The organism is Nocardioides sp. AE5, assembly GCF_031844485.1.
Taxonomy (GTDB): domain Bacteria; phylum Actinomycetota; class Actinomycetes; order Propionibacteriales; family Nocardioidaceae; genus Nocardioides.
This window is the reverse complement of the sequence record NZ_JAUZVI010000007.1, coordinates 14218-38053: the sequence shown is the minus strand read 5'-3', so window position 1 is coordinate 38053 and position 23836 is coordinate 14218. Positions and strand designations below refer to the sequence as shown.

Here is a 23836-nt window from a genome sequence, read left to right as displayed (position 1 = left end):
GCCTTCCGAGCGTGAATCCACGACTGAGGGCGATGGCCCGCACCGGCGTACGCGTCGTCAACCATCCCGTCGCCAAGCGGCGGATCACCCGCACGCTGGCCGATGCCGCCCGTCCGATCAAGCTCGAGATCGGCGGCACCGCGAAGCGGCCCGGGTGGGTGGTGACCAACGTCAGCGCCCTGGCCCGCAACTACCTCGACGCCACCGTCACCTGGCCGCTCGAGGACGACTCGGTCGAGTTCGTGTACGCCGACAACGTGATCGAGCACATCCCGCTCGCGGCCGGTCGCGCCATGCTCGCCGAGGCGAAGCGGTGCCTGCGCCCCGGCGGCGTGATCCGGCTGGTCACCCCCGACATCCGCCATCACATCGAGCTCTACCTCTCCGGGGCAGACCCGCTGGCCAGCCCGGCCGGCAAGCACTACGCGTCGATGGGGCTGACCGTCGAGCACCCACTGGACCTGGTCCGGATCCCGATCGGCGAGTTCGGCCACCACTCCGGGTATGTCTACGACCCCGAGACGCTGGGCGCGGAACTGGAGCGCGCCGGGTTCTCCCAGGTCACCCGCTGCGAGCTCGGCGAGAGCGACCACGCCGCACTGGCCGGGCTCGACCAGCGCTCCGGGTCGGAGCGGGCGCAGATGGCGATCGAGGCGACTGCCTGATCCCGGCGCTTCAGCGCAGGCCGAGCAGGGTCTCCGCGAACGCGTCCGCGGTCGCCGGTGGCACGCTGCCCGGGCGCATGCCGTCGCCGTCGAGCACCTGCCGGATGCCTGCGCCCAGGTCGGGAACGGTGAGCGCCACCGCGATCCCGCCCCCGGTGGCACGCACCTCGCGGGCACGGACCTCGGAACCCGCGGTCACCACGGGTACGCCGGCAGCCAGCGCCTTGCCCATGATCCCACTGGGCCCGTTGTTGGTCAGCGCCAGCGGCACCACGTCCACCGCGGCGACCATCTCGTCCATCACCTGGTCGGTCAGGAATCCGGGGCGCACCACGATCCGTCCGCGGCGCTCCTCATCCAGGCCGTCCAGCCACTCCTGGACCTCGGGCGTCACCTTGCCGGCCAGGACCAGGCGCCCCTCCACCCCGGCGTGCTCCATCGCGTCCAGGATCATCGGGGCGTTCTTCCGCTCACCGACGACGCCGAAGATGCCGATCAGGGGCAGGTCCGGATCCAGCCCGTGCTTCGCGCGCAGTTCGGCGCGGTCCCGGGAGTGGGCCAGGCTGATCGCAGGGTCGCGGGCGCGCTTGACGATCCACCCCGGGCTCATGTCGTCGCGGCCCGCGAAGCCGGCGAAGCGGTGCACCGTGCCGTTGGCGCGGGAGAGCAGCGCCAGGCCACCCTTGGAGATCCGCAACTTCCAGCCGAACGTGTCGCGCAGGCCGAGCTTGGCCGGATAGCGGGTGAGCATGAAGATCACCCGCGGCTTGCGGGCCAGACCCTTGAACGCCGGGCGGGCGACGTACCACCACTTCTTCAGAGACTGGTCAGCGTCCATCACGATCACCGTCGCCACGTCGCGCTCGCGGCACACGGCCGCGATCTGGCGGGCCATCTCGCGGGTCGCGGGATAGACCTCGTCGAAGACCACCACGACGTCCAGTTCGACGTCGGCCAGGAACCCGTCGAACGCGTCGTCCTCCCGCCCCTTGGTCGAGGTCAGCAGGATCGCCTCGCCGGTACGCCGCGCCACCCGCGCCACGTTCGCCACAGCCTGGAAGCGGTGCCCGCTCGGGTCGGGTTCAACGATCAGGGTTGCGCTCACGCCGGTAGCCAATCACACCACCTCGTCCAGCTTCCCGAAGCGGCTGCCCGGGTCCTCGAGCGCCTCGGGCCAGGCCAGGATGGCCGGCTCGTGGAGGCGCAGCATCGCGTCCAGCAGGTCCTTCGGGTCGGCGAAGTCGCCCGGCTCCAGCGGCGCGTGGAGTTGCACATAGGGGGCATCCCCCCCGCGCTCCGCAGTGGCCACCACGACCTGGCTGTCGGTCAGCGCCGCGATCCTGGCAGCCCCGAAGGAGCCCCGGACCCGCTGGCCGAGGAACTCGACCTCGGTCTGGCCGGGCACATCGGAGGCCATCGCCATCACCACCCCGGGGGCCATCGCATCGATGACCGCCTGGCTGCCGCCGGCCGTGGAGACCAGGGGGCCACCACGGCGGACCACGTTCACGTGCTGGCGGATGTCGATCGGTGCGTCCGGCTGCATCGCCGCGTCCAGCACCAGGACGTGGCATTCGACGCCGACCCGCTTCAGTGAGCCGAAGAGCCCGTCGAACTGGTGGTGGTGCATGAAGTTGAGGATCACCGGACGACTGCGGTCGATGTGCTCGGTCCCGCGGATCTCCTGGCGGGTGATCAGGTGCGGCTTCCACCGCATCCAGCGGCGCATCATCGCGTGCTCGGCGTACTTGCGGGCCAGCTCGGGGACCTCACCGGCCCGGTCGGTGCGCGCCAGCAGGAACCGCATCGGCGCCTCGTTCAGCTCGCGATAGGCAGGGTCGGCCCAGAGCTTGTCGACCTTGTCGGCCACCATGCCCGGCAGCCGCGAGGCCGGCACGAGGCGGCGTACCTGCTGGAGTTGGTCCCTGGCTCCCATGCCCTCGATCCACCTGTCACCCGGTTGCGTCACCTGTCACCGGGGACAACTCCGCAGCGCGTCGGAGGCTACGGGAATCCCGCGGGCGCCTGCGTCGTTGACCCCGTGTGACCCCCGGCCTGATCATCCTCCTCGTCGTCGTGGTGCTGGTGCTCGCCCTCGGCGGCTGGCGGCTGAGCACCGACGGCCGGTTCCGTGCCGGGCGTACGCCGCCTGCTGACGCGCCGCCGTCGCTGCTGGCCGGGACGCCCTGGCAGGACCAACTCGGCGAGCGGGCCACCCTGCTCCAGTTCTCCAGCGCCTTCTGCGCGCCGTGCCGGGCCACGCGCCGTACCCTCGGCGAGGTCGCGGCCATCGTGCCGGGCGTCGTCCACGTCGAGGTCGATGCCGAACTGCACCTGGACCTGGTCCGCCAGCTCAAGGTGATGCGGACCCCGACCACGCTGGTCCTCGATGCGGCCGGCCACGAGGTCACCCGGGCCGCCGGCGCACCCAGCAAAGACCAGGTCATCGCCGCGCTGGCCCAGTCCTGACGACGCGTTGACGTGTCGTTCACCGTCACGTGGTGACAGCAACCGACATCGCAGTGGCTCGCGGAGGGATCAGCCGCCGGCGAACGGCGGCAGGAACTCCACTGACTGCCCGGGCCGGATCCGCACCTGGTCGGGATCGAACCGGCCCACCGGCTCGTCGTCGAGCAGCACCGAGCAGGCCCCGATCACCCGCTCGGCGTCGGGGTGACGGGCCAGGATCTGCTCCCGCACCTGGCTCAGGGTGATCACGTCATCGACGTCGAAATAGTCCTCGTTGACGCCGGTCACGGCCCGCGCCGAGGCCCAGTAACGGACCACGACCTGCGGTCCGGGTTCCGGCTGGTGCGCATCGACTGGGCTCACAAGCGATATCCTGCCATCAACGTCCGAGCGGGAAGGAGACGCCGTGAGCACCCTCCTCCTGCTGACCAGCGCCCTGCAACCCTCGGCCGAGGTGATCCCCGGGCTGGCCCTGTTGAGCCACCAGGTCAAGGTGCTCCCTGCCGAGGGCAGCGCGCTGCTCGAGGCCCCCGAAGCGGACCTGCTGCTCATCGACGGGCGCAACGAACTCGCCCAGGCCCGCGACCTGTGCCGCCTGATCCGCACCACCGGCACCGACGTCCCGGTCGTCCTCATCGTCACCGAGGGCGGACTGGCGGTGGTGGCGGTGGACTGGGGCATGGACGACGTCGTGCTCAACACCTGCGGCCCGGCCGAACTCGACGCCCGGATCCGGCTGGCGATCGGACGCCTGGCCGCGCAACGTGAGGCCGACGACCCCGAGTCCCACGTGATCCGCAGCGGGGACGTGGTCGTCGACGATGCGACGTACACCGCGAAGCTCTCCGGGCGCCCCCTCGACCTGACCTTCAAGGAGTTCGAACTGCTGAAGTTCCTGGCCCAGCACCCCGGGCGGGTCTTCTCTCGCCAGCAGTTGCTCCAGGAGGTGTGGGGCTATGACTACTTCGGCGGCACCCGCACCGTCGATGTCCACGTACGCCGCCTGCGCGCCAAGCTCGGCCCCGAGCACGAGACCCTGATCGGCACCGTCCGCAACGTGGGCTACCGCTTCATGCCCCCTCCCCGCGAAACCACCGACGCCCCCGAGGACACACGAACGCTCAATGGTTGATGGTCGAAAGCTCACTCGTTGATTTCGTGACCGCAACGATTGAGCTTTCGGACATCAACGAGTGAGCGTTCGCGACGCAATGGGTGAGCGTTCGTGGGACTACCGGCGGTATTGCACGTGGGTGTCGGCGTCGGCGTGGGTGAAGCCCAGGCCCTCGTAGACCGCGCGGGCGGGCAGGTTGTCAGCCTCGACGTAGAGGATCACCTCGCCGTCGTCGTCCAGCACCGAGGCGAGGTGGTGCAGACCGGCCAGGGTGAGTTCCTTGCCGAGTCCGCGGCCTTGGGCGGTCGGGTCGATGCCGACGACGTACACCTCGCCGACGCCGGCCGAGTGCACCTTGGTCCAGTGGAAGCCGAGCATCACCCCGTCCGGTCCCGGCTCGACGGCGACCAGCAGCCCGGCCGGCGAGAACCACGGCTCACCCATCCGCTCGGCCAGGTTCGCGGCATCCATCGCGCCTTGCTCGGGGTGGTCGGCGAAGGCGGCCGCGTTGATCCGGAGCAGTTCGGCCTCGTCACCGGGGCGGAACTCCCGTACGTCGTGCCCTCCGCGGCGCTGCACCTCAGGGAGGGCGCGCGCGACCGGCCGGCGCATCACCCACAACTCCCGTGCCCGGGCGAACCCGTGCCGCGCAGCGAGCACCGCGGCCCCCGGATGGTCCCCGTGCGACCAGGCCTCGCGGGCACCGGCGTCGGCTGCAGCCTCGGCCAGGGCGGCACCGACCCCGGTGCCCCGGGCGGACGGCGCCACCGCCAGGTCCACCCCGTCACCGCGCAACAGCGCGAACCCTGACGAGCCGGCCAACCAGAGGCGCGCCCCGGCCAGGCCGTGGTGGCGCAGGCCCAGGTCGGCGGCCTCGTCGAGCGGGTCCTGCCCGTCGACATCCCGGCAGGCGGCGCGGATCCGGGCCAGGGCCTCGGCCACCTCGTCGGACCAGGCGTCGACCTCCACCGGGGCGACCGGTTCGGCGGCCATCAGGAGAGCCCCGCAGCCAACTGGTCGGCGATGTCGCCGACCGCGCGGGGGCCGGAGTTCCCCACGCCGACCATGTTGAGGAAGCCGTGGATCATCCCTTCCTCGCGCACGTGGGTGACCTGCACTCCCTTGTCGCGCAGCTTCTTCGCATACGCCTCCCCCTCGTCGCGCAGCGGGTCGAAACCGGCGGTCACCACGTGGGCCGGGGCCAGCCCGTCGGGGACGGCGGCATAGATCGGGGAGAGCCGGAGGTCGCGGACGTCCGCGCCGGCCAGGTAGGACTCCTCGGCCAGGTCCATGAACTCGTCGGTGAGGAAGAAGCCCTGGCTGAGCTCCCGGCGGCTCGCCGACTTCACCGCGAAGTCGGTGCACGGATAGATGAGCAACTGGAACGCCAGCGGCAAGCCCTCCTGGGCGGCGGCGAGCGCGACCACGGCGGCCAGGTTGCCCCCGGCCGAGTCCCCACCGACCGCGATCCGCCCGGGGTCGGCCTTGACCAGGACGGGGTCGGCGGCGACGGCACGGAAGGCGGCCAGGCAATCGTCGTACGCCGCGGGGAACGGGTGCTCGGGCGCCAGCCGGTAGTCGACCGAGATCACCTGTACGCCCGCCTGCTCGGCCAGGAAGCGGCAGACCGCGTCGTGGGTGGTGTGCCCGCCGCCGTAGATGAATCCGCCGCCGTGGAAGAAGACCAGGGTCGGTCGGGCGTCGCTGGCGAGCAGCCGCCGCGGCACATAGGTGCGGGTCGGTACGCCGCCCACCTGGCCGTCGGCGGTCAGTGCGATCGGCTGACTGCCCCCGACCAGGGAACTCTGCACGGCCAGGATCTCCCGCCCCTGCTCGATCGGCACGGACTCGGCCGGCGTCTCGCGGGTGAGTTGCTGCAGCCGCAGGATCAGCTGCGTCTCCAGGTCGAGGGTGAGGCCGTCGCGGACCACCGGCTTGCCGGCGATGCCTCGCTTCACCGCGTCGGGCAGGCCCAGCACGGTGGTGAGCACGGTCCGCTTCACGGCGACCTGGGCGGCCAGTGCTGCCCGGAGGGTCGATGCGATGACTGTCGATGCCATGGTCCAGAACCTACCCGCGCCCCCGGCAGGCCGGGGTGTCAGCCGGCCCGGTTCGGGGTAGACAGGTCCCGTGATCCGTGCCGCCCTCGCCCTCGCCGCGTTCATCCTCGGCGCCCTGGCCCTGCCCGGCACAGCAGCAGCCAGCACAGCAACGAGCGAGCCGGACCCCGCCCTCCTGGCCGAGATCTCCGACGCGTGGGCGCAGGACCCGGTCTACCTCAGCAGCCGCTCGGGTGCCCTGGACCCGGACGACGCCAACCAGATCAGTGACCGGATCGACGGCTGGCGCAACGACGTCTTCATTGCGGTGCTGCCGGCGTCCGCGTTCGACGACCTGCCGGGCGCCACTGACCCGCAGAAGGCGATCGGGTTCATCGAGGCGCTGGCCGACGTGCACGGCCCGGACGGGATCTACATCGTCGCCTTCGGCGGCGTCGGCACCTATGGCGCGGCGATCGGCACCGACGATCCGGTCGGCCCGATCATGGCCGACCAGGTCGCCCAGCACACCCTGGGCCAGCTCGCGGAGACACTCAACGGCGTACTCGACGACCTCGGCGCCCCCGACTCACCCGACGGGCGCTCCCCGTGGCCGTACATCAGGATCGGCCTGCTGGTCGCCGCGATCGGGGTGGGCGCCATCTTCGTGAAGCCGGCGTTGCTCAGGCGTCGCCGCCGCGCCCACGGCCGGGAACGCTGGTCCGGGCCGGCCGAATACCGGCCGAGCTTCGACGTACAGCCCGACGAGCACGACACCGTCGTCGAGCGGCTCGCGCTGGCCCGGGAGGACGTCACCCGCCTGGGCGAGCAACTCGACCGCGAGGACCTGCCGACCACCGATCCCGCCGTGGCTGCCCATGTCCAGGCCGCGCTCGACGGGTACGCCGAGGCGTCGCGCCGGGTGGACGGCCTCACCACCGACGACGAACTGCGCGAACTGGCCGAAATCACCGACCATGCGCGCTGGCAGATCGAGTGCGCGCGGGCCCGGATCGACGGTACGCCGCCACCGGCCCGGCGAGCGCCCTGCTTCCTGGACCCGGGCCATGGCATCTCGGTGACCGACTGGTCGTGGGCGCCGGCTGGTGGCGTGGAGCGCCCGGTGCCGGTGTGCCGGGCCTGTCTGGAACGACTCAGCGGAGGAGCACGACTCGACGGAGGAGAAGGATGAGGATCAATCTGGCACCCCTGGTCAAGGGACTGGTGTGGGTGGCCTTCATCGGGTTCTACGTCCTGATCCAGACGGGCGGGATCGGGCCGGGCACCACCGACAACGACCCCTACCCGTCGTACGATCCGGCACCGTCCACGGCACCGAAAGGCCAGGCTCGCGCCTATCTCTCCTCGGTTGCCGAGGAGGTGGCCCGGCCCGGCGTCTGGGTGGATCCGGTCGTCATCGAGGACCGCAAGCTCAGCCAGGCCGAGGTCGAGCAACTGGACGCTGCCGCGCGGGCCGCGGATGGCCCGATGCGGATCGCGGTGATCGACAAGGCGAAGATCCTCGACGACGAGGGACGCCGGATGGCCTGGATGGGTGAGGAACTGGTCGGTCAGCTCTATGACCGGGTCGGCGCGGACGGCATCTATCTGGTGCTGGTCCATGACGATCGGGACCGGGAGTTCTCGGCCGTCCAGTTCGCCGAGGACGGACCGACGTACGACGTGGAGGGTGCGGTCAACGAGGCAGTGGACTGCTGCGCCCCCGGCTATGAGCGGATGATCGCCACGTTCATCGACTCCGGGGACGACATCGACCGCCCGTTCTGGTGGTACCTGGCCTGGCTGACCGGGATCGTGGCCGTCATCGGCGCCGCCGTCTGGCTGTGGCGCTTCTGGCGGCGCAAGGTCGCCGAGAAGCGGGCAAACGAGGAGACCATGGCCGTGCTGCACGCCCCCCTCAACGAGGAGGTCGTCGAGCTCTCCGCCCGGGTCGCCGCGCTGCCGCCGGTGACCGGGGCCGACGAACTCGTCCCCGGCAAGGCGGGCAACCAGCTGGTCAGTGCCACCCGGAAGGTGCTCGACCTGGTCGAGTCCGCGCGCCAGAAGCTGGACACGATGGAGACCGCGAAGCAGGCCAGTGAGGTCACCACCCGGCTCGCGGATGCCCGCTACTGGCTGGCGGTGATCGAGGCGTTGCGGGCCGGCAAGGAGCAGCCGCGACGTACGGCGCCGTGCTTCTTCGACCCACGCCACGGACCGAGCACGGGCACCACGTCGTACAAGCCGAAGGGTGGCGTCACCCGCACCGTCGAGGCCTGCGACGCGTGCCTGGCCGAGGTCGAGGCGAAGCGGCAGCCGCAGGTGCGCACCTTCGTCAAGGACGGCAAGCCGGTCTTCTACTGGGACATGGACATCGCCTCCAAGCCCTACCTGGACGGCTATTGGCAGCGGCGTCGCCACCCGGCCCCGACCGCGCAGCGGGTGCGGGCGCTCTCGTTCAGCGGACCGACCAAGGAGCCCTCGCGCGGCGTGCACTTCGTGTGGGAGTCAAACTCCTCGACCAGCCGGTGGAGCGGGGGCTCGTCGAGTGGCCGCTCGTCCTCGTCCTCGTCCTCGTCCTCGCGGAGCCGGTCCTCCGGTGGTGGGCGGAGCAGTCGGTCCTCGTCGCGGTCGAGCGGGAGCCGGCGCTTCTGAGGGTGGGCGCGCTCGGGGCGCCGGCTGTTCGGGTGCACATGCACCGTTGCGGCCCCCGTACGCCGGTTTCCAGGGCCGTTTCGGTGCACGTGCAGCGTTCCAGCTCCTCGCGGCGACCTATTCGAAGATCGAGGGGCGTCCGTCGCCGCCCTCACGGGCCCAGCGCGGCATGATGAAGATGCCCTCGCAGCGGACGGTCGGGCCATCGGCGTCGCCGATCTCGCCCTTGACGATGGTCTTGATGCCGTCGAGGCGGTCGACCCACGCCTCGGCGTACAGGTCACCCAGCGGCGTACCGCGCTCATAGCGCAGGGTGAGCGTGCCGGTCATCCCTGCGTGCCCGCCCGACGCGGCTGCCTCGCCGGAGATCTGGTCCAGGATGAGGGCGCTGACGCCGCCGTGGACGAGTCCGGGCGGACCTTCGTACGCCGCACCGAGGTGGAACTCGGAACGGGCCCGGCCCGATTCGGGCCAGATGACCTTCAGCGGCGGCGCGACCGCGTTGCGCAGGCCGACCACGGCGTTGCCGTAGTTGCGGGCCGACTTGCGCTCCGGGTCGATCGAGACGCCATAGCTGCTCGGGATCTGCGAGACGGTGAGCCGCTCGGTTAGGGCGTCGATCTCGGCCCGGGCCGCGATCAGCTCCTCCTCGGCAACCGTGCTGCGCAGCACCGCATCGACCAAGCGCCGAGTGCTCTCGGCGAGCCCGCCCTGGACTTCCTGCTCGCGGGCGAGCTGCTCATCGGTGACGGGCTCGATGCGGTAGTCAGACATGGCGCAACCCTAGTCCTGTGTAGTCACCAACTCCTACGTCATCGCGTTGTCACCCTCGTCACCTGGCTGGTTGACTGGCGCGATGACCGAGCTGATCCGGCCCGACGTTGCCTGGTACGACCGCTGGCGTGCGGCGTACGACGAATTCGGCGGGGTCGGCCTGGACGGAGCGGGCTACTTCGGTACGCCGCCGGTGGCGCCGTCGCGCGAGGACTTCGAGGCGATGGTTGCGGACCGCCTGGCCCAGGAGGAGCCGGCGACGGTGATGCCGCCCGGGCTGGTGCACTGCACGTTCCGCTGGATCACCGCCGGCGACGACTTCATCGGCTTCCTCGCGATCCGGCACGAGTTGAACGAGTTCCTGCTCGAGCAGGGCGGCCACATCGGCTATTCGGTGCGCCCCTCCCGGCGGCGCGAGGGGCATGCCTCGCGGGCACTGGCCCTGGGCGTGGCCGAGGCGCGTGGGCTCTGCATCGAGCGGGTGCTGGTCACCTGCGACGTGGAGAATGCCGGCTCGCGGCGCACCATCGAGAAGAACGGTGGCGTGCTGGAGGACGAGCGCCAGGGGAAGTTGCGCTTCTGGATCTGACCCCGGTCAGTGGGTGGGCCGACTGCGGGCTTCCTCGTAGTGGTCCAGGATCCGGGTTAACTCGTGCGGGTCCACCATCGAGTCGTCGATGACGTACGGCGGCATCGACTTGCGCAGGATGTGGACCTTCCAGCCGCGTCGCCCGGGGGTGCCGAGGACCTCCAGCTTCGTGTAGGGGCTGGCCAGGTCGAAGCGGTGGTGGCTGTCGTTCGAGCGGATGTCGAGCAGTCCGCGCTCCACCACGATCTTGGCGGGCTCGGCGGTCGAGTGGGCGCCCCACAGGATCAGGGTCAGTACGCCGGCCGTGGCGGCGTAGGCGATGTGCTGGGTGGTCCTCGTGTCCCAGGCGATCCAGCCGAGCAGGCAGGTTGCCATGAAGCCGAAGAGCAGCAGCGTGCCGAGCAGGCGCTGGGTGCCGCGCTGCGGAGTCAGTTCGATCTTCTCCGGCAGGGGCCCCGATCCTGCCTTGGTGGCAGGTTCCTTCTTCGGCCGTTCCGCCTTGACCGGCGCGGGCTTGGGCTCATTGGGCTTCTTCGGCTCCTTGACCTTCGGCAGGGGCTTGGCCGGCTTCTTCTCGGCAGCGGGCTCGCGCGGTGCCTCTGCCTCAGGTGCCTCGTCGGCGGTCGGGGCGTCCGTCTCGGTGACGGCGGCGAAGACCTCGGCTGCGGCGGCCTTGCGACGGTCGACGTCCGCGGCGGGGACTGCCGGCGCTGGAGCCGGGGCCTCCTCGTCCTCTACGTCGTCCTCGTAGTCACCGGCGTCTTCGTCGTAGTCCTCGTCCAGGTCGGACTCGTAGTCCTCGTCGTAGTCCTCGTCGAACTCCTCCGCCGGTAGCGCGGCCGCGGCGACAGGGGCGGGCTCGATCTCCTCGACGGGTGCGGGTTCCGCGACCGGCTCGGGTACGTCGACCGGCACAGGCTCTTCCGGCGCAGGCACCGGGTCTGGTTCGGGCGCTGGCACGGGTTCGGGCGCTGGCACGGGCTCGCTGAGTGTCTGCGGCCTGAACGCGGCGTACGGGTCCAGGGTGGGTTCCTCGGCCGCGGTTCCCGGTTCCGGCTCAGGCTGCGGCTGCGGCTCGGCCGCAGGTTCGACGGCGTCCTCAACAACCGGCACGGGCTCAGGCTCAGTAACCGCTTCGGGCTGCGGTTCGATGACCGGCTTGGAGAGGGTGGTGTCGCCGGTGCGGGCAGTGGCCGCAGCAAGGATCTGTTCCAGCGTCATGAACTTGGGAGCTTCTGGCTCGGGTTCGGGCGCCGGCTCCGGCTCGACGACGTCCTCGACCACCGGCTCAGGAGCTTCCTCGACCACCGGTTCGGACTCTGGCTCAAGCTCTGGTTCGGGCTCGACCACGTCCTCGATCACCGGCTCCGGCTCGAAGGCCTCGTCAGTTACCGGCTCGGACTCGACGACCGGTTCGGGCGTGGACTCGGACTCCGGTTCAACGACGGGCTCAGGCTCGGGCTCGACGACGTCCTCGACCACCGGCTCAGGTTCAACGACATCCTCAACCTCAACCACCGGCTCCGAATCCGGCTCGAGGGCCTCGTCAGTTACCGGTTCCGGGGCGGGCTCGACAACAAACTCGGGCTCCGGTTCAACGGCCGCCCACGGCTCGGACTCGACGGCCGGTTCGGGCTCGGGCTCGACAACATCCTCAACCACAGATTCGACGACGGGCACGGGCTCCGGCTCCGGTTCGACCACCGGCTCAGGCTCGGGCTCAACCACGGGCTCGGCGACCGGCTCAGGCTCGGCGACGTCCTCGACCACCAGCTCGGGCGCGGGCTCGACGACATCCTCGGCAACGGGCTCAACGAGGGGTTCCGCTTCCGGCCCGGGCGCCGACTCGACGGGCTCCTCCACCGGCTCGTCCGGCAGCGCCGAGAACGCCTCGCCCGGACGCTCCGTGGCCAGTTCGCTCAGCCAACCGGGAATGTCGTCGTCGGGGTCCTGGATCTCCTTGCGCCGCTGGCCAGGCGGAGTGGCAGCACGACGAATCGCATCACCGGTGGACTTCTTGTTGCGCCGCCCGAAGAACCGACCGCGCTTCTTCGGTTCCTCGTCCTCCATCTCACGCATGACAGCGGCGAGTGCCGGCTCCATGATGGCGGCGTCGGAGAGTTGCGGTGCGGCAGGCTCGACCGAGCGACGACCCCCAGTGATGGGCTCAGGCTGCTCCTCGGCTCGCTCTGCGTCCCGCCGTTGACGGGCCAGTTCCTCCAGCACCTCGCGGTGATCGATCTCGCCCGTGGTCTCCTCGTCGGCGCGCAGCGCGGCGAAGACGTCCATCGGTGCCGTGGGCTCATAACCGCCTCGATCGGGGCTGGCCAACTGTGTCGGGTCCAGCGCAGCAATGTCCCGTCCTGCGTCCGGGGCCGGCGCATCAGCAGCGTCCTCGCCCTCATCTGCCTGGGCCTCCGCAACTTCCGGCTCGTCCACCTGAACCGGCGTCGGCACCGTCTGGGGTTCGTCGAACACCTCGGGTTCCGCGGCGACCGGCTCGTCGAACACGCCAGGTTCCGCGGCCACCTCCGCTACGAACTCCTCGTCGTGCGCGGCAGGCTCCTCGGCGGCGGGCTCCACGACAGCGGCTGGCCCGATCTCGTCCAGGTCCACGTCGTCCGTTGCCGGCGCGGTCTCCTCGATCGTCGACTCCGCAACCACCTGGACTTCGGGCTCAGGCTCAGGCTCGGGCGTGACTGCCTGTTCCGGGGCAGCCACCAAATCCGACTCGATCACCTCATCCGGGTGGACCTCGTCCTCACCCTCGGACCCTTCGTCGTAGTCCTCGTCGCCGTAATCCTCGTCGTACTCAGCCTCGGCTGCAGGGACCACCTCGTCGAGAGCGACCTCGATCCCAGCCTGGACCGGCTCGTCGTCCTCGTAGTAGTCCTCGTCATCCGCGTCCGAGACCTCAGTGTCCGAAGCCCCGGCGTCCGGCTGCTGGGCAATCGATTCGTCGGCCTCGGCATCCGCCTCGACGGCGACACTCGCCTCCTCATCGGCTGCCACGTCACCAGGAGCCTCGTCCTCAAGCGCCGTGGCGGCGGGCTCCTCGACGGCGGGCTCGTCCTCAAGCGCATCCCCGTCGAGATCGGTCTCGAAGTACGGGTCCGACAGAGGGTCAAGCACACGTGCGGCCAAGGGTTCTGGCAACGGGTCGGACAACGGGTCCGGGGCGCTCTCGACGGCCGGCGTGTCCAGCGATTCCGTAATCTCGTCGGATTCGGCGGGGGCGGATTCGGCGGGGGCGGATTCTGCGTCCGCTTCGTCGGAGACTGCCTCGAAGAACGGGTCCGACAACGGATCGGAAGCACGCGCCTCTTCGACGGCCGACGACTCAGCGACTGGTTCTTCGGAAGCTGGTTCTTCGGCGACCAGATCATCGTCAGCCGGCTCCTCGGCAACGACCTCCGCAGGCGCAGCTTCGTCCGGCCCCGGGTGCTCGGGGGCCTCGTCCTCGGGCGCCGCGACCTCCGCAACCGGCTCAATCACCGGCTGCTCGACCGGTTCGAGCACCGATTCCTCGACGGGCTCGGCGCCAGCAACCACCTCGTCAGCAGCCGGGGACGTCGGCTCCACCAGATCAGCAGGATTGAAGAGCGCACGCTGCCACTCGCTGCTCGCTGCCGGCGTGAGGGGCGCCGGGGGCCGCGTCGCGGCACGGTGCGAGCGGCGCGGCACCGGCGGCGGGGCTGCCTCGACGGCGGGGGCCTCGGCCTCCTCCTTGGGCGCCAGGCGCTTCTGCAACATGGCCGCCAACCTGTCGCGCCGCTCCTCGTCGCTCAGTTGGCCGCTCCCGCGTGCCGGCATGGCTCCGCGGGGCACGATCGGTTCGGGCGCTGGCGGGGCTGGAACGGGTTCAGCCACCACTGGTGCCACCGTCTCGGCCAGGGATTCCTTGATCACCGGGATCTCGCCCGTACGCCGCGTCTCCTCGTGGCGGAGCAGTTGCGGGAGCGGAGCGGTCAGCGGGTCGAGTTCCTCCTCGCCCACCTCTGGCTCGCCGTGCGGGGCCTCCGCATCGGTCTCAGGGGTCGCTCCGGGAACGACCCGCTTGGCCAGCCACTGGTCGATCAGTGGCAGGCCCGGATCACCCGAGTCCTCCGGAGTTGTGCCCATGCCCCCAAAACTATCTACTTCCGGGCACGTTATGGGCCTAGTTGCTCACATTTGGTCAACAAGTTGTCGCAACCGGCCACGAACGGCGATGAGTAGGCCCTGTGGGACTCGAACCCACAACCAACGGATTAAAAGTCCGGTGCTCTGCCAATTGAGCTAAGGGCCCGGGCTGGCTGAGGACGTGCGTGGCGTTCCGGAACGGCGGTGAGCCCTCCCGGGCCGTCCGCGCACCTGCTCGATCAGACCCGCCACCTGCCCGGTTGTGCCTGGGCCACCAGTGGTGCGTGCAGCGTATCGAAGCACGCACGAAGGCGTCGGTTCAGGCTGCCTGGGCGGCTGCAGGTGTAGGCGTACCGGACCCACGCACCCACCCCGCCCCGACGCGTCAACACGTGCCGGCTCGGCGTACTCGGGGTCGCCGTCGTGGCCCCGGAACCCGCACGGCGTACACGTGTTCACCCACCCGCAATGAAGAGTTCGCCGTTTTCCACAGATTGATGTCCGACGAAGGTTCCATTTCCCCCGGTGGTTGGTAGGCTCGTGCCTGCATTAGGTGCAAGTTCCAGCAAGGCTGACGCCCGCGGAGTTTGTGATCCAACGGCGTTTCTTCTTCGTGGGCCCTCCACGAGTCGGAGCGACGTGTCACCGCAGCTGATGTGGGGCCGTTGAAGTGACGGCACCTCGCCCCGACTAAGGAGTATTGAGCAATGGCTCAGGGCACTGTTAAGTGGTTCAACGCTGAGAAGGGCTTCGGCTTCATCGCGCAGGAGGACGGCGGCGACGACGTCTTCGTGCACTACTCGGCAATCCAGACCAACGGCTACAAGTCGCTGGACGAGAACCAGAAGGTCGAGTTCGACGTCACCCAGGGCCCGAAGGGTCCCCAGGCGGAGAACGTTCGCCCCCTCTGATCCAGTCCTTGGACTGATCGAGACACGAAGAAGGGTCTGCTGACCCGACTTTGACCAGAGGCTCCATCCCGGTCGGGATGGAGCCTCTGGGCCATTTCCGGGCACCAACCGGGCCTTTTGTCCCCGTTCCGGGTTTCTTTCCACCGTTCACGGGGCACCATGGACCCGGGAGCCATGCCCGCGCGGGCGTCAGGGGAGGCTCCGAGCTGTCAGGAGTGACACGAGGTGGGCGATCAGTTCGACGTCTCGCTCGAGGACGCCGACTTGCTGGACGAGGTCGAGCTGACCACCAGCTTGATCATCGCGGCGAGTGCCTCCGAGACGCCCCTCTCCCAGGCGCAGATCGACGAACTCCTCGGGGTGAAGCCCCACCGCGACAAGCGCCCTGGCGCCGACTCCTGAGCGCCACGGCGCCCCCACGCAGTGGCGGCGCTCACGCCCCACGCGGTCGAGCAGTGAACCGATTTGGGCGACACGCGGATCCAACCCCTACAGTGTTTGCGTTCAGGTCCTCCTCATCAGGAGTTTTCCGTGGCTTTTCGTTTCCGACCGGTTGACGCGTCGTTCTACGACCTCTTCGCCGAATCCGCACAGCACCTTGTCAAGGGCGCCGCACTCCTCGCAGAGATGTTGGGAGGAGAAGGGGACCGCAAGGCGATCGCCGAGCAGATGCGCGCCGCCGAGCACGCCGCCGACGAGACCACCCACGCCATCGTGCGGCGGGTGAACAGCACCTTCGTCACCCCCTTCGACCGCGAGGACATCTACGCACTGGCATCCGCGCTGGACGACGTGATGGACGATATGGAAGAAGCAGTCGACCTGATCCTCCTGTACGACGTGGAGTCCTTGCCGGCCGAAGCGTCCAGCCAGGTCGAGGTGCTGCAGCGGTGCGCCGACCTGACCGCTGCCGCGATGCCGCGACTGCAGGCGATGAAGGGCCTCGACGAATACTGGATCGAGGTCAACCGCCTGGAGAACACCGGCGACAAGAGCCACCGCCGGATCCTGGCCAGCATGTTCGACGGCAAGCTCGATGCACTCGAAGTGATCAAGCTCAAGGACATCGTCGAGGCACTCGAAGGTGCCATCGACGCCTTCGAGACGGTGGCCAACATCGTCGAGCAGATCGCGGTCAAGGAGTCCTGACGCGTGGAACTCGCGATCATCACCCTGGTGGTCGTCGTGGCCCTGGTCTTCGACTACACCAACGGGTTCCACGATGCAGCCAACGCCATCGCGACGTCGGTCTCGACGCGCGCGCTGACGCCGCGCGTGGCCCTGGCCATGGCAGCTGTGATGAACTTCGTCGGCGCCTTCCTCGGGCAGAAGGTTGCCCAGACCGTCAGTGAGGTGATCACACCACCTGACGGATCCCATGGCCTGGTCATCGTGATGGGCGGCCTGCTCGGCGCCATCGCCTGGAACATGATCACCTGGTACTTCGGACTTCCGTCGTCCTCCTCGCACGCCCTGATCGGCGGCCTCGCCGGCGCCGCCATGGCCGCCGGTGTCACCGTGCACTGGGGCACCATCGTCGACAAGGTCGTCATCCCGATGGTGGTCTCGCCGTTCTTCGCCTTCGGCGCCGGCTTCGTGGTGATGGTGGCGATCATGTGGATCTTCCGCAAGGCGAACCCGTCGAAGGCGCAGCGCGGCTTCCGCTTCGCGCAGACCGTCTCCGCCGCGGCGATGGCCCTGGGCCACGGGCTCCAGGACGCCCAGAAGACGATGGGTGTCATCTTCCTGGCGCTGCTCGCTGGTGGGTACGTCGCGGGTGGGGACCCCCTGCCCTTCTGGGTGATCTTCGCCGCGGCCGCCGCGATCTCACTCGGCACCTGGTCGGGTGGCTGGCGGATCATGCGCACCCTGGGCCGACGGATCATCCACCTCGACCCTCCCCGTGGCTTCGCGGCGGAGTCGGTCGCGGCCGGGGTCCTCTACACCACGGCGTACGTCTATGAGGCCCCGATCTCGACCACCCACACGATCACCTCGGCGGTGATGGGTGTCGGCGCAACCAAGCGCCTGTCCGCGGTCCGCTGGGGCGTCGCCAAGTCCATCCTCGGGGCCTGGGTGCTCACCTTCCCCGCAGCCGGCGCGATGGCTGCGGCGAGCTACTACGTGTGCCACTTCCTGCTCGAGGTGCTCTGAGGCGAAACCGTCGCACTTGTGCGGTGCTGTTGACCGAAACGGGGCGCACAGCACTACTTGAGCGACGATAACCCCGCGTTACATGGGCAAAAGTGGGGCCGGGCGGCTCAGCCGAAGCGGCCCGACACGTACGCCTCGGTGGCCTCGTTGTCCGGGTTGGAGAAGATCTTCGCCGTCGGGTTGAACTCGACCAGGTGGCCGGGCTCCCCGACCGCCTTGAGGTTGAAGAAGCCGGTCTCGTCGGAGACGCGGGCCGCCTGCTGCATGTTGTGGGTGACGATCACGATCGTGTAGTCGCTCTTCAACTCGTGGATCAGGTCCTCCACCGCAGCCGTGGAGATCGGGTCCAGCGCCGAGCAGGGCTCGTCCATCAGCAGCACCTCGGGCTCCACCGCGATCGCCCGCGCGATGCACAGGCGCTGCTGCTGCCCCCCGGAGAGCCCCATCCCGGGCTTGTCCAGCCGGTCCTTGACCTCAGTCCACAGGTTGGCGCCCTTCAGCGAGCGCTCCACGATGTCGTCCGCCTCGGACTTCTTCATCCTCCTGGCGTTGAGCCGGTTGCCGGCCAGCACGTTCTCATAGATCGACATGGTCGGGAACGGATTCGGCCGCTGAAAGACCATGCCGATCTGGCGACGTACGGCGACCGGGTCCACCGCCGGCGCGTAGAGGGACTGGCCGTCGACAACGACCTCGCCACTGACCCGGGCGCCGGGGATCACCTCGTGCATCCGGTTGAGCGAACGGAGCACCGTCGACTTGCCGCACCCGGAGGGGCCGATGAAGGCGGTGACCGACTTCGCCTTGATGTGGACGTTCACGTCCTGCACCGCGAGGAAGTCGCCGTAATAGATGTTGAGGTCCCGGACCTCGATGCTCTTGGCCATGTGTTGTTGCAGTCCTTCTGTTGTCAGCGACCGGTCTTGGGCGCGAAGACGTTCCCGATGATGCGGGCGATCAGGTTGAGTGCCATCACGATGACGATCAGCACCAGCGCCGCGCCCCAGACGCGGTCCAGCCAGATGTCGCCGTACTTGGCGTCGGCAGTGCTGCTCAGCGAGCCGTAGATGAAGACCGGCAGCGTCTGCACCGAGCCCTCGAACGGGTTCCAGTTCGCTTCCCGGGCCACCCCGCAGATGAGCAGCAGCGGCGCGGTCTCGCCGGCGACCCGCGCCACCGAGAGGGTGATGCCGGTGACGATGCCGGCCACCGAGGTCGGCAGCACCACCTTGGTGATGGTGCGCCACTTCGGCACGCCCAGGGCGTACGACGCCTCGCGCAGATCGTCGGGGACCAGCTTGAGCATCTCCTCCACGGAGCGGACCACGGTCGGGATCATCAGCAGCGACAGCGCGACACCGCCTCCCAGGCCCAGGCGCGGCAGCGGATTCCCGGTGAGCAGCATGAAGAGTGAGACGGCGAAGAGGCCGGCCACGATCGAGGGGATGCCGGTCATCACGTCGACCAGGAAGGTGATCGTGGAGGCAAGCCGCTTCCCGGCGCCGTACTCCACCAGGTAGATCGCGGTCAGCACCCCGATCGGGATCGCGATGATCGCCGCGATCGCGGTGACCATGATGGTCCCCATGATCGCGTGGTAGATGCCGCCGCCCTGGCCGAGTTCGGCGAAGCCGCTCATGTCGCGCTGCAGGAAGTCCGGCGTGACGACCGGTCCGCCCTTGCTGACCACGGTGAAGATGAGGCTGACCAGGGGTGCCATGGCGAGCACGAAGATCGACCAGACCAGCGCCTGGACGGAGCGGTCCGCCGCCTTGCGCCGCCCCTCGACCACGCGCGACCACAGGGGCAGGGCGATCACGAAGAAGAGCCAGGAGAGCAGGACGGTGCCGAACATCCCGGCGCCCAGCAGCGTGCCGAGCAACAACCCGGCGACGAGCGCGAAAGCAGCCACGATGAGGGACGCGAAGCGGGGCAACTGGCCGGCAGTGATGCCCATCGTGGGGCCCTGCTTGACCGGCGCAACGGTGTCCTGGGTCATCGTCCTCACCCCTTGACCTGACCGCGGGTGGCGATCCAGCGCCCCGCGAAGTTGACGACGAACGTGAGCGCGAACAGCGCCAGGCCGGCGAAGACCATCGTGTTGATCTTCTCCCCCGAGGCGTTCGCGTAGTTGTTGGCGATGAAGGCCGCGATCGTGTTCGGGTTGTCCTGGGAGATGACGCTCAGCGTCACGAACCCGGTCCCGGTGGCGGAGAGGACCATCGCCACGGCCATCGTCTCGCCCAGCGCCCGGCCCAGGCCGAGCAGCACCGCGGCCACCATCCCGGAGCGCGCGTAGGGGAAGACCGCCATCTTGATCATCTCCCACCGGGTGGCGCCGAGCGCCAGGGCGGCCTCCTCGTGCGCACGCGGGGTCTGGGCGAAGATCTCGCGCAGGATCGCGGTCACGATCGGCAGCGCCATCAGCGCCAGGACGATCGAGGCCGTCAGCAGCGAGCGCTGGTTGACGGTGCCGGTGAAGAACGGCAGCCAGTCGGCGTTCTCACTGAGCCAGTTGTACGCCGGCAGCAACCTGGGGGCGAGCACCTCCAGGCCCCACAGCCCGAAGACGACCGAGGGCACGGCGGCGAGCAGGTCGACCAGGTAGCCGACCGGTCGCGCGATACTGCGCGGGGCATAGTGCGAGATGACCAGAGCCAGCCCGATGGCGAGCGGGGTGACGATCAGCATCGCGATCAGCGAGGCGAAGATCGTTCCATAGATCAGCATCCCGACGAAGCGCCAGATGCTGGGTTCGCCGTACGCGTCGGCGCCGGATGCATCCAGCGCCGGGATGCCCTGGATCACCAGGAAGGCGCCGACACCGGCCAGGAAGGCGATGACCAGGACCCCGGCGATCAGCGCGGCCTTGCTGAAGATGACGTCGCCCATCCGGGTGGGCGGGCGTGCTCCGGCCGACTCCTCCGCGGCGGGGGGCGCCGGGTCGAGGGTGGTGCTCACTGGACCTCCATGAACAGCTTCACGAACTGGTTCCGATCACGGCAGATGGGGCGGACCGGTCGTGGTCCGCCCCATCCACAGACGACCTGATCGGTCAGCTGATCTTCTCGACGATGGCCTTGGCCTGCTCGCTCAACTTCGGCGAGAGCGGCGCGGAGCCGGCCTCGTCGGAGCCGATCTTCTGGCCCTGCTCGGAGAGGATGTAGGTCAGGTAGCCCTTGACCAGCTTGCCGGTCTCGGCGTCGGCGTACTGCTGGCAGGCCAGCAGGTACGACGTCAGCACGATCGGGTAGGTGCCGGCCTCGGTGGTCTCGTGGGCCAGGTCGAAGACGAGGGCGTTCTCGCCCGCGCCCTCGGCCGGCGGGGAGACGTCCAGGATCTTGGCAGCGGCGTCGGCCGACGGGCCGACGAAGTCCTCGCCGACCTTGATCTTGGCCTGGCCGAGCTGGCCGGCCTGGCTGGCGTCGGCGTACCCGATGGCGTTCTTCTCACCGTCGGTGACGGACTTGACCACGCCGTCGGTGCCCTTGGCGCCCTCGCCACCGAACTCCTTCGGCCAGGTCTCGATCGCACCGGCGGTCCAGTTCTCGGCCGCGACCTTGGAGAGGTATTCGGTGAAGTTCTCCGTGGTGCCGGACTCGTCCGAGCGGTGGACGGCGCGGATCGCGGCGTCGGGCAGGTTGGCGGCGCCCGCGTTGCCCTCGTTGTCGGCGACGATGGCCGGGTCGTTCCACTTCGTGATCTTGCCGGCGAAGATGTCGGCCAGGGTGGTCGGGCTCAGCTGCAGGTCGGTGACCCCGTCGACGTTGAAGATGATCGCGATCGGGGAGACGTAGTTGGGGATCTGGATCGGCGCGGTGCCCATGCAGGTCTCGGTCGCTGCAGCGAGCTCCTCGGCCTTGAGGTAGGAGTCGGTGCCGGCGAACTTGTAACCGCCGGAGATGAAGTTCTCCCGACCGGCGCCGGAGCCCTCGGGGGCGTATTCGAGGGTGACGTCGGGGGCAACGGTGCCGAAGCCGGCGGCCCATGCGGCCTGGGCCGACTTCTGCGACGAGGCGCCACCGCCGGTCAGGGTGCCGGTGAGGCCCTCGTAGACGGAGGCGTCACCGGAGTCGCCCTCGATCTGGTTCTCGCCGGTCTCGTTGCCGCCACCGCAGGCGGCCAGGGCGAAGATGGTTGCGGTCGCGACGGCGGGTGCCGCGACGCGGCGGAAGGAAGTGCGCTTCACTTCAATGCTCCTGGTGGACGTGAATGTGTTGACGTCGTGAAGTGAAGCGGCGCGAAGTGACCGGATCCGGCGGCGCAGGTGAATGCACGGTGAACGGCTCCGGTCACCTTGGCCACGCCCACGCGGAGAAGAGACGACGATCACATGAACGCCGCCGTTGACCCTTGACTCAGCCGGCCAGATGGCTCTCGGTGGCCACGATCCGGCCGCCGCGGTGGTGCACCACGACCAGTTCGCCCGGATCCAGGCCCGGGTCCGCCACGCCCAGGGTCGCGAAGACATCCGGCAACACCGGTCGGTGCGAGCAGAGCACCGTGCGCCGCTGCTGCTCGATGATCCGGCCGATGACCTCCAGCACCGATTCCGGCGTCGCGTCCTGCTCGGTGAGTGCATCGGTGGCACCCACCGCCCGGCCCGTCGCCTCGGCGTACGGGGCCAGCGTCTGCAGGCAGCGCAGGCTGCTGGAGGAGACCAGTTGCTTCACGTCGTACGCCGCCAGGACGGGCGCCAACCGGCGTGCCGCCACGGTGCCCACGGCCAGCAGCGGGCGGAGCCGGTCGTCCTGGCGCCACTGCTTGCGGGAGCGGGCCGCGGCGTGGCGCAGCACCACCAGGACGTCGGTCTTCGCCGGCAACGTCCGTGCCTCGGCCAGGGTGTCGCGGTCGCGCGCATGGGTGAGCAGCCCGGCTGCCTCGTCGAGGGGGACCCAGCGGACCTGATCGATCTCCTTGTTGGGCTCATAGCCGGAGACGTCGCGCTCCCCCACCACGCGCCCGGCCCAGTAGTGGACCACCTTGTCCCGCCGGCCCACCGGGTAGTGCTGGCTGGTCAGCGGCACCCCGAGCCGCACGTCGAGGCCGGTCTCCTCGCGCACCTCGCGCACCGCGCAAGTGGTGATGTGCTCGCCCCGGTCGAGCTTGCCCTTGGGGAACGACCAGTCGTCGTACGCCGGGCGATGCACCAGCAGCACCGCCCCCTTGGACCGTACGACGACGCCTGCGGCAATGACCTCGGGCTGCGGCATGCCCACAGAGTAAGAGATCGCGACCGGACCGCATTACCCTGTCCGGACAACGCCACCGAGGAGTCGTCCTGAATTCGCTACCGCTTCCCCGTCGCCGGGTCGCCCTGGTCACCGCCCTGGTGGTGCTGGTGGTGGCAGTCGTCGCCGGGGTGGCCTGGCTGCTGTGGCCCAGGGCCACCGACTTCGAGCGAGCGGCGGCCATGCTGCCGGCCGAGACGCTCCGGGTCACCTGGACCGACTGGGACTCCGTACGCGACGAAGTCGGCGCCGAGGTCGGGCCCGATGACATGGCCGACGAACTCGCCGACCGCGACCTGGCCGTCTCCTCACTGCTCTCCTCGGCCGAGCGGCTCGAGGCCGGCATCGGCTTCTCCCCCGTCGATGCGCAGTGGGAGATCATGGGCCAGTCACGCGACGGCCTGGTGGTGATCCTCTCCTTCGACGACGTCGCGTCGGTGGCGGACGGGTTCGCCGCCGCCGGGTGGCCCCGCCCCGGGGACGACGCGATGGACGGCGCGGTCTGGCAGGGCAGCGCCACCACCGTCAACGACCTGGGCCTGACCACCTTCGAACTGACCAATGTCGCCTTCCTGGCCGACCAGGGCCTGCTGCTCGCCTCCGACCAGGCGCCCTACCTGGAGTCCGCGGTCCGGGTCGCCCGGGGCGACGCCGATGGCCTCGACCTGTCCGGGCTGACCGCGGGCGCCGAACCGCTGGTCGCCACCGCCTTCGCCGGCGACTTCGCCTGCGAGGCACTGAGCATGAGCAGCGCGGATGACGAAGCGCGCGCGGTTGCCGCATCACTGGTCGAGCAGGCCGGGGGCGTCTCCCCGCTGACCGGCTATCTGGTCGCCCTCGAGCCCGGTTCCCGGATCCGGATCGTGTTCGGCTTCGAGGACGACGACCGGGCCGAGCGGAACCTGGCACCCCGCCGCGCCCTGGCCGGCGCGGACGACCCCGGCCAGGGCGTCGACTACCGCTCCCTGTTCACCCTGGCCGATGCCGAGGCCGACGGGCACCACGTCGTACTCACCGGGCAGGCGGACGACCGCTCCTACCCGCTGAGCAACCTCACCTCGGGCCCGGTCCTCCTCGCCGCCTGCTGACCCACGAACGCTCAGCGGTTGTGTC

23 protein-coding genes and 1 tRNA gene are annotated in these 23836 nt (G+C 69.6%); 11 read left to right on the top strand and 13 right to left on the bottom strand.

The window, feature by feature from the left end; genetic code table 11:
* Nucleotides 1–11 precede the first annotated feature (11 nt).
* Complete coding sequence (locus Q9R27_RS11465; protein WP_311252512.1) at nucleotides 12–665, top strand: methyltransferase domain-containing protein; 654 nt, start codon at nucleotides 12–14, stop codon at nucleotides 663–665.
* Between the two features lie 10 nt (nucleotides 666–675).
* On the opposite strand, the gene Q9R27_RS11460 is transcribed toward Q9R27_RS11465, so the two are convergent.
* Together Q9R27_RS11460 and Q9R27_RS11455 are read right to left on the bottom strand one after the other, a co-directional pair.
* Nucleotides 676–1770 (bottom strand): glycosyltransferase, encoded by a 1095-nt coding sequence (locus tag Q9R27_RS11460; RefSeq protein ID WP_311252511.1) that lies wholly within the window; start codon nucleotides 1768–1770, stop codon nucleotides 676–678.
* 12 nt (nucleotides 1771–1782) lie between these two features.
* Nucleotides 1783–2601, bottom strand: a complete 819-nt coding sequence (locus Q9R27_RS11455; protein WP_311252510.1) for a hypothetical protein — start codon at nucleotides 2599–2601, stop codon at nucleotides 1783–1785.
* A 107-nt stretch (nucleotides 2602–2708) separates the two neighbouring features.
* Between Q9R27_RS11455 and Q9R27_RS11450 the strand changes: the two genes are divergently transcribed.
* On the top strand, nucleotides 2709–3134 hold the full coding sequence (locus Q9R27_RS11450; RefSeq protein ID WP_311252509.1) for a thioredoxin family protein: 426 nt from the start codon (nucleotides 2709–2711) through the stop codon (nucleotides 3132–3134).
* A gap of 69 nt (nucleotides 3135–3203) precedes the next feature.
* Here Q9R27_RS11450 and Q9R27_RS11445 read toward each other — a convergent pair whose 3' ends face one another.
* Entirely contained in the window at nucleotides 3204–3497 is a 294-nt protein-coding gene (locus tag Q9R27_RS11445) for a MoaD/ThiS family protein (protein WP_311252508.1), read from the bottom strand.
* Between the two features lie 43 nt (nucleotides 3498–3540).
* Between Q9R27_RS11445 and Q9R27_RS11440 the strand changes: the two genes are divergently transcribed.
* Complete coding sequence (locus tag Q9R27_RS11440) at nucleotides 3541–4266, top strand: response regulator transcription factor (protein ID WP_311252507.1); 726 nt, start codon at nucleotides 3541–3543, stop codon at nucleotides 4264–4266.
* A 99-nt stretch (nucleotides 4267–4365) separates the two neighbouring features.
* Here the strand turns inward: Q9R27_RS11440 and mshD are convergent, their stop codons facing one another.
* Both mshD and Q9R27_RS11430 read right to left on the bottom strand, forming a co-directional pair.
* Nucleotides 4366–5241, bottom strand: a complete 876-nt coding sequence (mshD, locus tag Q9R27_RS11435; RefSeq protein ID WP_311252506.1) for a mycothiol synthase — start codon at nucleotides 5239–5241, stop codon at nucleotides 4366–4368.
* Nucleotides 5241–6308 carry an alpha/beta hydrolase gene (locus Q9R27_RS11430; protein ID WP_311252505.1) on the bottom strand — a complete coding sequence of 356 codons (1068 nt, stop codon included), beginning with the start codon at nucleotides 6306–6308 and terminating at the stop codon, nucleotides 5241–5243. The genes mshD and Q9R27_RS11430 overlap by 1 nt, the downstream gene beginning before the upstream one ends.
* Before the next feature lie 70 nt (nucleotides 6309–6378).
* Here Q9R27_RS11430 and Q9R27_RS11425 point away from each other — a divergent pair, with 70 nt between their 5' ends.
* Together Q9R27_RS11425 and Q9R27_RS11420 are read left to right on the top strand one after the other, a co-directional pair.
* Entirely contained in the window at nucleotides 6379–7479 is a 1101-nt protein-coding gene (locus Q9R27_RS11425) for a hypothetical protein (RefSeq protein WP_311252504.1), read from the top strand.
* A complete protein-coding gene (locus tag Q9R27_RS11420; RefSeq protein WP_311252503.1) occupies nucleotides 7476–8942 on the top strand; it encodes a hypothetical protein in 1467 nt (488 codons plus the stop codon). The genes Q9R27_RS11425 and Q9R27_RS11420 overlap by 4 nt, the downstream gene beginning before the upstream one ends.
* Nucleotides 8943–9059: 117 nt before the next feature.
* Here the strand turns inward: Q9R27_RS11420 and Q9R27_RS11415 are convergent, their stop codons facing one another.
* A complete protein-coding gene (locus Q9R27_RS11415; protein WP_311252502.1) occupies nucleotides 9060–9716 on the bottom strand; it encodes a PaaI family thioesterase in 657 nt (218 codons plus the stop codon).
* A gap of 82 nt (nucleotides 9717–9798) precedes the next feature.
* Here Q9R27_RS11415 and Q9R27_RS11410 point away from each other — a divergent pair, with 82 nt between their 5' ends.
* Nucleotides 9799–10305 (top strand): GNAT family N-acetyltransferase, encoded by a 507-nt coding sequence (locus Q9R27_RS11410; RefSeq protein WP_311252501.1) that lies wholly within the window; start codon nucleotides 9799–9801, stop codon nucleotides 10303–10305.
* A gap of 6 nt (nucleotides 10306–10311) precedes the next feature.
* On the opposite strand, the gene Q9R27_RS11405 is transcribed toward Q9R27_RS11410, so the two are convergent.
* Nucleotides 10312–14427: a hypothetical protein gene (locus Q9R27_RS11405; protein ID WP_311252500.1), complete on the bottom strand. Its 4116-nt coding sequence runs from the start codon at nucleotides 14425–14427 to the stop codon at nucleotides 10312–10314.
* 93 nt (nucleotides 14428–14520) lie between these two features.
* Nucleotides 14521–14593: transfer RNA gene (locus Q9R27_RS11400), tRNA-Lys, on the bottom strand.
* Between the two features lie 541 nt (nucleotides 14594–15134).
* On the opposite strand from Q9R27_RS11400, the gene Q9R27_RS11395 reads away from it, so the two are divergent.
* From Q9R27_RS11395 to Q9R27_RS11380, 4 genes are all read left to right on the top strand, one after another.
* Nucleotides 15135–15338, top strand: coding sequence for a cold-shock protein (locus Q9R27_RS11395; RefSeq protein ID WP_045548871.1), 204 nt, complete (start codon nucleotides 15135–15137; stop codon nucleotides 15336–15338).
* Nucleotides 15339–15563: 225 nt separating this feature from the next.
* Nucleotides 15564–15740 carry a hypothetical protein gene (locus Q9R27_RS11390; protein WP_311252499.1) on the top strand — a complete coding sequence of 59 codons (177 nt, stop codon included), beginning with the start codon at nucleotides 15564–15566 and terminating at the stop codon, nucleotides 15738–15740.
* Between the two features lie 129 nt (nucleotides 15741–15869).
* Nucleotides 15870–16487 carry a DUF47 family protein gene (locus Q9R27_RS11385; RefSeq protein WP_311252498.1) on the top strand — a complete coding sequence of 206 codons (618 nt, stop codon included), beginning with the start codon at nucleotides 15870–15872 and terminating at the stop codon, nucleotides 16485–16487.
* Between the two features lie 3 nt (nucleotides 16488–16490).
* Nucleotides 16491–17492 carry an inorganic phosphate transporter gene (locus Q9R27_RS11380; RefSeq protein WP_311252497.1) on the top strand — a complete coding sequence of 334 codons (1002 nt, stop codon included), beginning with the start codon at nucleotides 16491–16493 and terminating at the stop codon, nucleotides 17490–17492.
* Between the two features lie 107 nt (nucleotides 17493–17599).
* On the opposite strand, the gene pstB is transcribed toward Q9R27_RS11380, so the two are convergent.
* From pstB to Q9R27_RS11355, 5 genes are all read right to left on the bottom strand, one after another.
* On the bottom strand, nucleotides 17600–18379 hold the full coding sequence (gene pstB, locus Q9R27_RS11375; protein ID WP_311252496.1) for a phosphate ABC transporter ATP-binding protein PstB: 780 nt from the start codon (nucleotides 18377–18379) through the stop codon (nucleotides 17600–17602).
* Between the two features lie 23 nt (nucleotides 18380–18402).
* Nucleotides 18403–19491 (bottom strand): phosphate ABC transporter permease PstA, encoded by a 1089-nt coding sequence (gene pstA / locus Q9R27_RS11370; RefSeq protein WP_311252495.1) that lies wholly within the window; start codon nucleotides 19489–19491, stop codon nucleotides 18403–18405.
* A gap of 5 nt (nucleotides 19492–19496) precedes the next feature.
* Nucleotides 19497–20453: a phosphate ABC transporter permease subunit PstC gene (pstC, locus tag Q9R27_RS11365; protein ID WP_311252494.1), complete on the bottom strand. Its 957-nt coding sequence runs from the start codon at nucleotides 20451–20453 to the stop codon at nucleotides 19497–19499.
* A 94-nt stretch (nucleotides 20454–20547) separates the two neighbouring features.
* Entirely contained in the window at nucleotides 20548–21681 is a 1134-nt protein-coding gene (locus tag Q9R27_RS11360) for a phosphate ABC transporter substrate-binding protein PstS (RefSeq protein ID WP_311252493.1), read from the bottom strand.
* A 169-nt stretch (nucleotides 21682–21850) separates the two neighbouring features.
* Nucleotides 21851–22705: an NUDIX domain-containing protein gene (locus Q9R27_RS11355; protein ID WP_311252492.1), complete on the bottom strand. Its 855-nt coding sequence runs from the start codon at nucleotides 22703–22705 to the stop codon at nucleotides 21851–21853.
* Between the two features lie 131 nt (nucleotides 22706–22836).
* Between Q9R27_RS11355 and Q9R27_RS11350 the strand changes: the two genes are divergently transcribed.
* Entirely contained in the window at nucleotides 22837–23811 is a 975-nt protein-coding gene (locus Q9R27_RS11350; protein WP_311252491.1) for a hypothetical protein, read from the top strand.
* The last annotated feature ends 25 nt before the right edge of the window (nucleotides 23812–23836 follow it).